The organism is Shewanella sp. 492 (genome assembly GCF_059338445.1).
Map to the genome: position 1 here is coordinate 1,109,951 of NZ_CM181702.1, position 11,800 is coordinate 1,121,750.

The 11,800-nt window shown below is 46.5% G+C and carries 10 protein-coding genes and 6 tRNA genes; 13 read left to right on the forward strand and 3 right to left on the reverse strand.

Features of this window, described 5'->3' with window-relative positions; all coding sequences use genetic code 11:
* Positions 1 to 343: 343 nt before the first annotated feature.
* The 11 genes from csrA (at position 344) to AC5YBX_RS04955 (ending at position 5,794) form a co-directional block, all read left to right on the forward strand.
* Complete coding sequence (gene csrA / locus AC5YBX_RS04905) at positions 344 to 541, forward strand: carbon storage regulator CsrA (RefSeq protein WP_110456474.1); 198 nt, start codon at positions 344 to 346, stop codon at positions 539 to 541.
* 213 nt (positions 542 to 754) lie between these two features.
* Positions 755 to 846 (forward strand) — tRNA-Ser (locus AC5YBX_RS04910).
* 22 nt (positions 847 to 868) lie between these two features.
* Positions 869 to 945: transfer RNA gene (locus tag AC5YBX_RS04915), tRNA-Arg, on the forward strand.
* 30 nt (positions 946 to 975) lie between these two features.
* Positions 976 to 1,052, forward strand: a tRNA-Arg gene (locus tag AC5YBX_RS04920).
* Between the two features lie 33 nt (positions 1,053 to 1,085).
* Positions 1,086 to 1,162: transfer RNA gene (locus tag AC5YBX_RS04925), tRNA-Arg, on the forward strand.
* 57 nt (positions 1,163 to 1,219) lie between these two features.
* A tRNA-Arg gene (locus tag AC5YBX_RS04930) sits at positions 1,220 to 1,296 on the forward strand.
* 8 nt (positions 1,297 to 1,304) lie between these two features.
* Positions 1,305 to 1,396 (forward strand) — tRNA-Ser (locus tag AC5YBX_RS04935).
* Positions 1,397 to 2,151: 755 nt separating this feature from the next.
* Positions 2,152 to 2,400: an OadG family protein gene (locus AC5YBX_RS04940; protein WP_494519761.1), complete on the forward strand. Its 249-nt coding sequence runs from the start codon at positions 2,152 to 2,154 to the stop codon at positions 2,398 to 2,400.
* 19 nt (positions 2,401 to 2,419) lie between these two features.
* Positions 2,420 to 4,231: a sodium-extruding oxaloacetate decarboxylase subunit alpha gene (gene oadA, locus AC5YBX_RS04945; protein WP_494524455.1), complete on the forward strand. Its 1,812-nt coding sequence runs from the start codon at positions 2,420 to 2,422 to the stop codon at positions 4,229 to 4,231.
* A gap of 8 nt (positions 4,232 to 4,239) precedes the next feature.
* Positions 4,240 to 5,370 carry a sodium ion-translocating decarboxylase subunit beta gene (locus tag AC5YBX_RS04950; protein ID WP_494519759.1) on the forward strand — a complete coding sequence of 377 codons (1,131 nt, stop codon included), beginning with the start codon at positions 4,240 to 4,242 and terminating at the stop codon, positions 5,368 to 5,370.
* A gap of 238 nt (positions 5,371 to 5,608) precedes the next feature.
* Positions 5,609 to 5,794 carry a hypothetical protein gene (locus AC5YBX_RS04955; protein ID WP_494524456.1) on the forward strand — a complete coding sequence of 62 codons (186 nt, stop codon included), beginning with the start codon at positions 5,609 to 5,611 and terminating at the stop codon, positions 5,792 to 5,794.
* Positions 5,795 to 5,836: 42 nt separating this feature from the next.
* On the opposite strand, the gene AC5YBX_RS04960 is transcribed toward AC5YBX_RS04955, so the two are convergent.
* From AC5YBX_RS04960 to AC5YBX_RS04970, 3 genes are all read right to left on the reverse strand, one after another.
* The gene (locus AC5YBX_RS04960) at positions 5,837 to 6,178 is read right to left on the reverse strand and encodes a PBPRA1643 family SWIM/SEC-C metal-binding motif protein (protein WP_494519751.1); all 342 of its coding nucleotides are present in this window, start codon (positions 6,176 to 6,178) and stop codon (positions 5,837 to 5,839) included.
* A gap of 85 nt (positions 6,179 to 6,263) precedes the next feature.
* Positions 6,264 to 6,449 carry a hypothetical protein gene (locus AC5YBX_RS04965; RefSeq protein WP_110456469.1) on the reverse strand — a complete coding sequence of 62 codons (186 nt, stop codon included), beginning with the start codon at positions 6,447 to 6,449 and terminating at the stop codon, positions 6,264 to 6,266.
* 379 nt (positions 6,450 to 6,828) lie between these two features.
* Positions 6,829 to 8,076: a dicarboxylate/amino acid:cation symporter gene (locus AC5YBX_RS04970; RefSeq protein ID WP_494519750.1), complete on the reverse strand. Its 1,248-nt coding sequence runs from the start codon at positions 8,074 to 8,076 to the stop codon at positions 6,829 to 6,831.
* A gap of 274 nt (positions 8,077 to 8,350) precedes the next feature.
* On the opposite strand from AC5YBX_RS04970, the gene AC5YBX_RS04975 reads away from it, so the two are divergent.
* A complete protein-coding gene (locus AC5YBX_RS04975) occupies positions 8,351 to 8,773 on the forward strand; it encodes a YqaA family protein (protein ID WP_494524457.1) in 423 nt (140 codons plus the stop codon).
* Between the two features lie 37 nt (positions 8,774 to 8,810).
* Positions 8,811 to 11,645, forward strand: a complete 2,835-nt coding sequence (locus AC5YBX_RS04980; RefSeq protein ID WP_494524458.1) for a M16 family metallopeptidase — start codon at positions 8,811 to 8,813, stop codon at positions 11,643 to 11,645.
* Positions 11,646 to 11,800: the final 155 nt, after the last annotated feature.

Here is an 11,800-nt window from a genome sequence, read left to right on the forward strand (position 1 = left end):
ATGCCCAGCCATTGGCAAGACTTATGACCGCTATGGCGCGGTTAAGCTCAGCGTGATGGCTGTACAGGTTAAAGAGGGATAACTGCAGCAGATATTGGTTATGCCCCTTGAATGCTATTGTGCTTGCTACTGGATGCTTTGCTACAAAACGGTAGTAAACAAAACAATTTTGCGCTAGGAAAAGCGGACAAATACCCTAGACAGGAAAATTTAAACCGATAAAGGTGCTATTAGCAGGGGTTTTTTAACAGAACACTATTAATTTGTACTAAGCTGACCGTATAATAAAGGTTATAACGGATTAGTGCCGTGCAAGCAGAATTAGAACCAAAGGAGCAAAAACATGCTGATATTAACTCGTCGTGTTGGTGAAACACTGATGATTGGTGATGAAGTTACTGTCACCGTTTTGGGCGTAAAGGGTAATCAAGTTCGTATTGGTGTTAATGCGCCAAAAGAAGTGTCTGTTCACCGTGAAGAGATCTATCAGCGTATTCAGTCTGAAAAATCAGGTAACTCTTCTGACGGCGGTAACTTTTAAGCTAACGCTTAATAAAGTCGATAACGATAAGAGTCAGCATATTGCTGACTTTTTTGTTTTTATGCCGCTAGCTTTTTGACCGCAATGGCGATATAGCAAGCAGTGATTACCCATTATAGCGATGAACTGCTTAAAAACAGTCCAAACGAATTTAGTTTCTTAGAAATGGTTTGACTTATTTTCGGCAAACAGTAATATGTGCGCCAAGAAAACGGAGAGGTGGCCGAGTGGCCGAAGGCGCTCCCCTGCTAAGGGAGTATGGGCTTTAAATCCCATCGAGGGTTCGAATCCCTCCTTCTCCGCCATTTCTTAACTGTAAAAAACGATGCGCGTGTAGCTCAGCTGGATAGAGTACCTGGCTACGAACCAGGCGGTCGGAGGTTCGAATCCTCCCACGCGCACCATTTACAGTAAATAAGTTATAGAGATAAGATGCGCGTGTAGCTCAGCTGGATAGAGTACCTGGCTACGAACCAGGCGGTCGGAGGTTCGAATCCTCCCACGCGCACCATCTATAATTTATCGGGAATTTAAGTGTTATTTTGCGCGTGTAGCTCAGCTGGATAGAGTACCTGGCTACGAACCAGGCGGTCGGAGGTTCGAATCCTCCCACGCGCACCATATTCAAAATAAATTTGACGGTCAATTCCGTCTTTTTTATGTTTTACGTAAAGTTTTGCGCGTGTAGCTCAGCTGGATAGAGTACCTGGCTACGAACCAGGCGGTCGGAGGTTCGAATCCTCCCACGCGCACCATTTTATGCGGAGAGGTGGCCGAGTGGCCGAAGGCGCTCCCCTGCTAAGGGAGTATGGGCTTTAAATCCCATCGAGGGTTCGAATCCCTCCTTCTCCGCCATTATTAAAACCCGTACACGTTACGGGTTTTTTTATGCCTGTTTTTCACCGTATACTTTTCTTACCCACGTTATTTACCTAAGTTATTTACTCAAGTAGTCCTCAGGCCTGATAGCGCCGCCTTTATAGCATTACACCTCCTTACACTGCATGACGACTGCACAATCGTCACCACTCAATCGTTTTATCTCAGTGATTCCTGCATAGTCGGTTTAACTCGATAGCCTAATCGATAATTTAGTCGAATCCATAGCTTAGTCGTAACGATAGTTAAACGGCGTTAGCCAATGCCATCTGCCGATGTTGCTTGTCACCTTGAACTAATGCTCTCGAACATACTGTATAGACATGAGCCTCTGATCCTTGCTATTGCAGCTATTCATTGAATATTTTTGCATAATCGGTTACTTGACTTGTGTTAATGACGTCTATTTTTATCGAAATGACGCGGCTTTTTTAATTCATAGTGGTTTCAGCTAGCTTTTTTATCATATATTCATATTTATCGACTTTTAATTGTCGAATTATCAGCTTGAGTCAAATAGTTTCAATAAATTTGGTATGACCAATTTACATGTTGCTCGCATTTTTGTTATAGATTGGTTATGGTTATTCTGTATTTGAAACATTTTGGCTGGTGCTAAATAACCACCTCACGCTTTGAGGTGATTTTTTTTGCTTAAAAACTGAATAAGTAGTATGTCGCTTGTGTCTTGTCTGCATCTACAGAGATTAAGGTTATTCGAAGAGGATAATATGGATTCTATTGCTCAACAACTGAGTGACGCATTGATGATAATGGCGTTGGGAATGGCGCTGGTGTTCGTTTTTTTGTCAATGCTCATCTTAGGCATAAGCCTAGTGGCATGGAAATTTGGTCCCCAAAAGCCACCTATGATCAGTAATGATGGCGGTAGCAGCATGCCTGAACTTTCGCCGGCTATCGAACCTAAATTTGTTGCGGCAATCACCGCGGCGATTCATCAATATCGCGCCAACGCATAATTAAAAGTAGGGAGTTTTTATGAGCAAGCCACTTGCATTAACCGATGTTGCGTTACGCGATGCACATCAATCTATTCTTGCCACTCGTCTTCGACTCGAAGATATGCTTCCTATTGCGCCACTGTTAGATAAAATTGGCTTTTGGTCGCTGGAGTCTTGGGGCGGTGCCACATTTGATGCCTGTATCCGTTACTTAGGCGAAGATCCTTGGGAGCGTATTAGAGCCTTAAAAAAGGCGATGCCGAATACGCCGCAGCAGATGTTGCTGCGCGGACAAAATTTGTTGGGCTACCGTCATTATGCGGATGACCTTGTACAGCGTTTCGTCGAACGAGCCCATGACAATGGCGTCGATGTATTTCGGGTATTTGATGCCATGAACGATGTGCGTAATCTGGAAACGGCAATCAAGTCAGTCGTTGAAGTCGGTGGCCATGCCCAAGGCACTATCTCTTACACCACAAGCCCAGTACATACCTTGTCGACCTGGGTCGATATGGCCAAACGCCTTGAAGATATGGGCTGTCACTCACTGTGCATTAAAGATATGGCCGGTCTACTTAAGCCGTATGAAGCTTATGATCTCATCAGTCAGCTTAAAGCCCAAACTAACTTAATAGTGTCACTGCATTGCCACGCCACCACAGGTCTTAGCACCGCCACCTACCAAAAGGCGATTGAAGCAGGCATTGACGTGCTTGATACCGCTATCTCATCGATGAGCCAAACCTATGGCCACAGCGCGACAGAAACCTTGGTCGCTATGGTTGAAGGCACCGATAGGGCTACGGGCTATGATATGGCGTTGCTCGAAGAGATTGCCGCCTATTTTCGTGAGGTAAGAAAAAAATACGCCGCATTTGAAGGTGAACTCAAGGGGATTGATTCACGCATTCTACGTGCCCAGGTGCCAGGTGGCATGTTAACCAATATGGAAAACCAGTTGCGCGAACAAGGCGCCGCCGACAAATTAGACTTAGTGCTTGAGGAGATCCCAAAGGTTCGTCAAGATCTCGGTTATTTACCTTTGGTCACGCCCACATCACAAATTGTGGGGAGCCAAGCGGTGATCAATGTATTGACGGGGCAGCGCTATAAGTCGCTTACTAAAGAAACCGAGGGGGTGCTTAAAGGCGAATACGGGGCAACTCCCGCACCTGTTAACCAAGAGCTCCAACAACGTGTACTTGCTGGCGCAGAGGCTATCACGTGTCGCCCTGCCGACTTACTGGCGCCAGAGCTAGACAAGTTGCGCAGCGAGTTATCGACTAAGGCTGAGGCTGAAGGGACATTATTAGCTGCAGAGCTCGATGATGATGTGCTCACTTACGCCTTGTTTCCACAAATTGGCCTTAAGTTCCTTAATAATCGCAATAACCCTGACGCATTTGAGCCAACGCCTCAAGCACCTAAGGTGCTAGTGGCAAGTGAAGCGGCTAACACATCGCCAGAGGTGAGTGATAAGCGTGGACCAGAGACCTATACGGTAAATGTTCAAGGTCAAAGTTTTGTAGTTGAAGTGGCCCCAGGTGGCGATATTAGCCAAATTGTGCCCAATGAGAATGTGGTGCCCTTTACGGTACCAACCACCAGCTCAAGCGCTGATGCCGATGTAGCGAAAGCGGAAATGAGTGCGCCGCTATCGGGGAATATCTTTAAGGTTAATGTGGCCTTAGGGGATGCCGTCAAGGCGGGCGATGTGGTGATCATTCTCGAAGCCATGAAGATGGAAACGGAGATCCGTGCCGAGTCCGACGGGGTGATCTGTCAGGTTTGGGTAAAAGAAGGTGACTCTGTTGCCGTTGGCAATCAATTGCTTGCCATAGCTTAGGAGTTAGCATGGAAGGATTACTGGCCTTTTGGGCCGAATCAGGTATCGCCAATTTTACTGCCGGGCAATTACTGATGATGGCCGTGGGTGGGTTATTGCTGTATTTAGCCATTGCTCGCGGGTTTGAGCCGTTGTTGTTATTACCTATTGGTTTTGGTGCCGTATTGGCTAATATTCCTAATGGTGGGTTTACCGACGAGGGCGGCTTACTTTATTTTGCCTACCATGTGGGTATTGAAACTGGGGTATTTCCCTTGCTGATCTTTATGGGGGTCGGGGCGCTGACCGATTTTGGTGCCTTGATTGCTAATCCTAAGATGCTACTGCTTGGCGCGGCGGCGCAGTTTGGCATTTTTGCCACCTTAATTGGGGCCATCGGCCTTAACTTAGTGCCCGGTTTTGAGTTTAGCATGCAAGATGCGGCGGCGATTGCCATTATTGGCGGAGCCGATGGTCCTACGGCAATCTTCTTAGCCTCTAAGTTAGCGCCAGATCTGCTCGGGGCCATTGCCGTTGCGGCTTACTCTTATATGGCGTTGGTGCCCATTATTCAGCCACCGATCATGAAGTTACTCACAACCGAGTCTGAACGCCAGATCAAGATGGAGCAACTGCGTGAAGTCAGTAAGAAAGAAAAGATCTTCTTTCCGCTGATGGTGCTGGGGTTAACTATCTTGTTTTTACCTGCGGCAACGCCGCTCGTGGGCATGTTTTGTTTAGGTAACTTGATGCGCGAGTCCGGTGTGGTTGATAGGTTATCGAGTACCGCTCAAAATGAGCTCATCAATATTGTCACCATCTTTTTAGGGTTAGCCGTTGGCTCTAAGCTTTCTGCCGATAAATTTTTGCAGCTAGAAACCTTAGGCATATTGGTGCTCGGCGCCGTCGCATTTGCCATTGGTACCGCGACAGGGGTCTTGATGGCAAAGTTAATGAGTAAGTTATCCGGCGGGAAGATTAACCCTCTGATTGGCGCAGCTGGCGTCTCAGCGGTGCCGATGGCGGCGCGAGTGGTCAATAAAGTTGGCCTTGAAGCGAACCAGCAAAACTTCTTATTGATGCATGCTATGGGGCCAAATGTGGCGGGTGTGCTTGGCTCGGCCGTGGCGGCAGGTGTGTTACTGGCCGTGCTTGGCTGATAGTGTAAGCGCAGGCAGTGATAAAGATAATGCGGTCTACTTAGTTCAGTAGGCCGTTTTTTTATGTTTGCCAAATGATTGTTTTGTCATTGATATAGCCAATGTTAGCGATTGCTTAGTCAAGCTAATGCTTAATCAGTTGATGCAGATCAACAAGTCCCTATCTGTTCTGTAGTCTGATAACGGTGATGCGCATCACAAGTATTGTGATTATTTGACCTGAATGAGGATGACGATAATGGAATTACAAGCTAACTGCTATACGGATCTGTGTGTGAACGGTAAATGGTTTCACTATGATCATGGTGAGCGTTCAGTTTTCATGTTAAATGGTGGCTGCCCCTTAACGTTTGAGCTTGATTCGTTACCGGCAACCGAAGCAGAACTAGAGGCTCACCTTAGTATTATTTCTGAACAAATTTGATGTTGTCGCAGTGATAGCAAAAGGTTATCACTGCTAAACCACTTATTGCTTACCACAACATTTTTTGTATTTTTGCCCGCTGCCGCAAATACAGGGATCGTTGCGCTGTGGTTTTTTCTCCACTGTGGCGGTTTTGGGTTTATTTAATATCCCCATCAAGGCGTTAATATCTTCAGCCACTTCAGGCTTGATTTCGATGTTGGCGACCAACTGATGCTCATCAGCTAACGCCTTCACTTCTGCATACCTTGCTTCGCTATTGACGATAAGTGCTAGCGGAAACGCTTCACTGCCAGGTTTCGCGACTCGCTTAGTGTTATAACCATAACTTTCATGTTTTGGCTTAGGCGTTTTACGGCCTTTAAAGAAAAACTTATCAGACATAGCATTTCCAGAGTATTGCCTTCACGGCGTCAAAAGGGCCGCTATCTTACCAGAACTTGCGATGAGCACTAGCGCCTTAGGCAAATTAATATCTCAGATTTTGATCGGCGGTTAACCAGAGTATAAAGCCCAAAGATAAGATCACCGTCATACTGATCGCGATGATATAGATAAAGCCTTTTTTGCCCTGTTTTAACGGCACGCCAGTTAAATGCAGAAACAGGGTCCAAAATAGGCATAACACAATAGGAAGTAAAAACAGACGAGCCATAAATATCCTAAAAGTAAGCGCAAATATTGCCCAAGTATAATACGCTTTGGGTGCTATCCACATCATTATGTGAATATTTTCCATCAGTATGTTCAAGGGCTTGAGATTTTACCAATGCCGAAGACGCGGTAAAAATGTCGTTTTCAAGCAGTGACATTATTAGGGGCTAGCAATCACTTGTGAGTGCTCTATTGCGCATAAACCCTCTGTAATATCACGAGTGGGCCTTCATCTAAGTCGCTAATCTAAGCAGGATAGGAGCATAGACTTAGTGAAGGATCACTAATGGCTACTCATAAAAAAAACCGCATTTGCGGTTTTTTTTATGAATGGTGCTATTTCGGCTAACTTGCCTTTAAGGCTGACTCGATAATTGATGTTAACTCGCCGTGCTCACTGTGGGCTCTTCGTCGTTGTAAAATTGCGTTTCGTCGAGCTGACCTTCAGATTTACCCACCACGACGGCGGTCATCATGTCACCAGTGACATTGGTTGCAGTGCGGATCATATCGATAACGCGGTCAATGGCGGCAATAAAGGCGATACCTTCAAGTGGCAGCCCCACAACCCCTAAAGTGACCGACAGCATTACCATGGCACTACCTGGTACACCTGCGGTGCCAACAGAGGCCACTGTGGCTGTCACGGCAATTAACATATAATCGGTCATATCCAGCGGAATACCGTAGATCTGCGCGATAAATATGGCCGCAATAGCAGGGTAGATACCACCACAGCCATCCATATTCATGGTCGCGCCAAGTGGTAGTACAAAGGCGCCATATTTTTTAGATACGCCCATGGACTCTGTCGCACGGGTACTGGCGGGTAAGGTGCCAAAGCTTGATGCTGTAGTAAAGGCCACTAGCTGGGCTGGCATCGCTTTACGGAAAAATTGCACAGGGCTTAACTTAGCGGCAAATTTAATTAATCCACCGTAAATAAACAGAATGTGGATGGCGGCAGCAATGTAGATAGCGGCAATAAACTTACCTAACGGCAGTAGCATCGATAATCCATACTCGCCCACAACCCAAGCCATTAGGCCAAATACACCGATTGGTGTCAGTTGCAGTACCATACGGGTGAGTTGAAACATGACCTCGGCGCCTGCTTCAATGGTGCGCTTTAATGGCTCTGCTTTTTCGCCCACCTTATTAATAGCGATGCCAATCAGGGCGGCAAACACGATAATTTGTAGCACCTTACCTTCGGCAAGGGATGCGAACGGATTAACCGGTACCATATCAAGCAGTACTTGAGCAAAACCTGGCACATTACGTTCACGCACCTCAGTTGTCGCTAGTTCGAGCGTGCCACCCATATCAATCAAACTGCCTACGGTTAAACCGATAAGCGAGGCGATGGTGCCAGTAAACATAAACATCAGTAGGGTTTTAAAGCTCAGGCGTTTGAGGCTAACACCACTGCCTAGTGACGTGATACTGACCACAATGGCGCAGAACACCAGTGGGGCGACCAACATCTTAATAGCTGCAATGAATAAGTCACCTAAAGGTTTTAATTGCGTCGCTTGCTCACCTAATACTAAGCCAAAGGTGATCCCTAAAATAAAACCAGCCAGCACCTTTTGCCAAAAAGGGATCTGTTTAATCGTTTGCCACATGGGATAATGTCCAATTTAATGTTGTGTTGAGCGATGGAGCCGTTGAGTCGGGAAGAGCGCTTGTTCTAATACGCGTCATCGAGGCTGTTCAACATACTATTTTATTAGGCGACATTCTATAGGCCCTTGGCCTTGCTTACAAAATTGATTTTGTTATAACTTATTGTCATTAAAAAGAATGTTTTAATATCTTTAATTTTTAACCTTAGAGTAACATCACTCAATCTAGAGTGTTGTACATAAAAAATTACTTTTTTTCATTAGGTAAGCCAATATGACCGAGTTATGGTTGATGTTTAGTGCGGCATTGATTGCTGCAACCTTGTTACCAGGGGGATCAGAAGTTTTATTGGTGGCGTTAATCGATAACACCCCTGAAAAGTGGTTATCTTTGGTAATAGTGGCGACGTTAGGCAATGGATTAGGGTCGATCACTAGTTATTATTTGGGCACATTGGGTCGTTTTGCCACGACGCCAGAAGCGATGGCCCAAGGGCGATATCGTCACAGTATCGGCTTAATCAAACGTTATGGCTATTGGAGTCTGTTATTGGCGTGGATGCCGCTTATTGGCGATCTACTATGCCTATTGGCAGGCTGGTTAAAGCTGCCAGTGGTGAAGTCGAGTATCATGATTTTTATTGGAAAAGGAATACGTTATCTGCTGGTTGCAGCGTTAACGCTACATTGGTTGTAAGGCGCAGGCCTACGAGCTAACACAGGAGTAAACATTAATGAAGAAATGGATATTAGCTGCCGCGATTTCGGCAGCGTTGACCGCTTGCTCTGCGTCGAATATCTCGACCAGTTTGCCGCAAGGAGTTTCGTTAGTTGAAACGGTCACCACCACAGAGTCAGGTGTGGGTATTCCCTACAAAAAATATCAGCTGGCCAATGGCTTGACCGTCATATTACACCAAGATAAATCAGATCCTTTGGTGCATGTGGATGTGACGTACCATGTAGGCTCATCTCGCGAGCTGCCAGGGCGCTCAGGTTTTGCCCATCTATTTGAACATATGATGTTTCAAGGCTCAGAGAACGTTGCCGACGAGCAACACTTTAAAGCGGTTACCGAAGCGGGCGGTACGTTAAATGGCACTACCAATACCGATCGTACTAACTATTTTGAGACTGTGCCCAGCAACCAATTAGAAAAAATGTTGTGGCTTGAGTCCGATCGCATGGGATACTTTTTGCCCGCCTTAACCGAAGAGAAATTTGAAGTACAACGCGAGACGGTCAAAAATGAGCGCGCTCAACGTATTGATAACCAACCTTATGGCCGTATGGGCGAGCGTTTTAACCAAGCGCTGTATCCTGCAGGGCACCCTTATTCATGGCCCGTTATCGGTTGGCCCGAAGATTTAAACCGCGCCGATGTGACCGATGTTAAGCATTTCTTCCAGCGCTGGTACGGCCCCAATAATGCCACCTTGACCATAGGTGGTGATTTCGACGAAGCGCAAACATTGGCGTGGGTGAATAAATATTTTGGCGAGATCCCACGTGGCCCAGAAGTGACCGCTGCACCTAAGCCGTTGGTGAAACTCGATAAGACGCGTTATATCTCGATGGAAGATAGGGTGCATTTACCCCTGTTAAGAATTGCGTTTCCAACGGTTTACGCCAGCCATCAAGATGAGGCTGCGCTCGATCTGCTGTCCAATATTATTGGTGGTGGCCCAACCTCGTTAGTTTATAAAAACCTCGTTAAAGACGGCTATGCAGTGCAAGCTGGTGTCAGTCATCCTTGTCAGGAATTGGCATGTCAGTTTTCTATTTACGCCTTAGCCAACCCTGCTCGTGGTGGCGAACTGAGTGATATTGAAGCGCGGGTACTTGAGTCGATTGCCGAATTTGAGCAACGTGGCGTGACCGATGACGATCTACAAAAAGCCAAAGTGCAATTTGAAGCTAACACCATCTTTGGTTTACAGAGTGTCAAAGGCAAAGTATCGACTCTGGCGTTAAATCAAACCTTTTTCGGCAACCCCGATATGATAGCGTACGATTTAACCCGCTACGCCAACGTCACTAAAGAGGATGTGATGCGGGTGTTTAACACCTACATTAAAAACAAGCCTATGGTAGTGATGAGTGTGGTGCCTGAAGGGCAAACCCAGCTAATTGCCCATGAAGATAACTATGTTGCGCCAGCGCCGCAGGTTGCCGAGGAAGCGGTAACCGGTCTTGAGATTGTTGAAGCCGTTGCGCCATCGTTTGATCGCAGCATCATGCCAACACCTCAGGTGGCGCCGATGATCACCGTACCTGTGTTATGGACCGGCACACTCAGTAACGGTATTGACGTGATGGCTACCACCAGTAGCGAAACTCCCACTGTTGAATTGATGATCTACTTAAATGGCGGGCACCGTTTGGTGGATGTTAAGCAAGCCGGATTAGCCAGCTTAACCGCATCAATGCTTAATGAGTCGAGCCAATTGCGCAGCACAGAAGAGCTGGCGCAGGCGTTAGAAATGCTAGGTAGCACGGTTAGTTTTGGCGCGAGCACTTATCAAAGCTACGTTAAGGTGTCGGCGCTGACGTCACATATCGACGAAACCTTGGCGATAGTTCAAGAAAAACTCTTTAAACCGGGCTTTAACAGTGCCGATTTCGAGCGTGTTAAGCAGCAACATTTGCAAAGTCTGCAACATATGCAGTCGGATCCTAACTATATTGCTAACAGTGGTTTTGATGCTTTGCTCTTTGGCGATAACACCCCCCTTGGGATCAGCACCGAAGGCACCATTGCCAGTGTCTCAGCGCTCACCCTTGATGATGTAAAAGGATTTTACCAGCAGCAGTATCGTGCCGGTAACGCGCAAATCGTGGCGGTGAGCAATTTAAAGCAGCCACAACTGCTCAGCAAATTACAAGGGTTATCGAGCTGGCAAGGTGAGTCGAGTGCATTACCAGCCTTAGCGGCAATGCCGACACTTGAGGCGGGGACTGTCTATATTGTCGATAAACCGGGAGCGGCGCAGTCGGTGATTAAGATCGGGCAGCGGGCGATGCCGTTTGACGCCACTGGCGAGTATTTCAAATCTTACTTGATGAACTACCCCTTAGGCGGCGCATTTAACAGTCGTATAAACCTTAACTTACGCGAAGATAAAGGCTACACCTATGGCGCGAGAAGCTATTTTTCTGGCGGCAGTGAGCAAGGGCTATTCCAAGCTACGGCCAGCGTTCGTAGCGATGTTACCGCTCAGGCCTTAGTTGAGTTTGCTAAGGAGATTAACCGCTATCAAGCCAACGGCATGACAGATCAAGAGTTAGCCTTTATGCGTAACTCCGTCTCGCAAAGTCAGGCGCTCGATTATGAGACGCCTTACCAGAAAGCAGGCTTTATGCGCCGGATCCAGCGCTTTAACCTCGAGCCTAATTTTACTCTGACTCAGGCTGATATTATTAGAAATATTCCTAAAGAGGAGCTAAATAACTTGGCCAGCGCTAAACTTCAGTTGGCTGAAATGATAGTATTGATTGTGGGTGATAAAGCCAATATTGAAGCCGACATTAAAGCCTTGGGTTATCCAGTGCGTGCTTTAGCGTTGTAATCAGATCTTTTTACCCCAATATTAACGATGCGGTGATGCTTGATTTAGCTCACCGCTTTATTTTTTTTACTTGCCAATAAGCTAGTTAGAGGACTATTTTTGAGGCGAGTGAAATTTATCACGCGTTTTGTAGGTCTAGCCTGCAAATGATCATG

Coding starts and splice junctions, on each gene's coding strand:
- csrA (WP_110456474.1), top strand. CDS start 344: ATGCTGATATTAACTCGTCGTGTTGGTGAAACACTGATGATTGGTGAT.
- AC5YBX_RS04980 (WP_494524458.1), top strand. CDS start 8,811: ATGAAGAAATGGATATTAGCTGCCGCGATTTCGGCAGCGTTGACCGCT.
- AC5YBX_RS04970 (WP_494519750.1), bottom strand. CDS start 8,076: ATGTGGCAAACGATTAAACAGATCCCTTTTTGGCAAAAGGTGCTGGCT.
- oadA (WP_494524455.1), top strand. CDS start 2,420: ATGAGCAAGCCACTTGCATTAACCGATGTTGCGTTACGCGATGCACAT.
- AC5YBX_RS04940 (WP_494519761.1), top strand. CDS start 2,152: ATGGATTCTATTGCTCAACAACTGAGTGACGCATTGATGATAATGGCG.
- AC5YBX_RS04955 (WP_494524456.1), top strand. CDS start 5,609: ATGGAATTACAAGCTAACTGCTATACGGATCTGTGTGTGAACGGTAAA.
- AC5YBX_RS04950 (WP_494519759.1), top strand. CDS start 4,240: ATGGAAGGATTACTGGCCTTTTGGGCCGAATCAGGTATCGCCAATTTT.
- AC5YBX_RS04965 (WP_110456469.1), bottom strand. CDS start 6,449: ATGGCTCGTCTGTTTTTACTTCCTATTGTGTTATGCCTATTTTGGACC.
- AC5YBX_RS04960 (WP_494519751.1), bottom strand. CDS start 6,178: ATGTCTGATAAGTTTTTCTTTAAAGGCCGTAAAACGCCTAAGCCAAAA.
- AC5YBX_RS04975 (WP_494524457.1), top strand. CDS start 8,351: ATGACCGAGTTATGGTTGATGTTTAGTGCGGCATTGATTGCTGCAACC.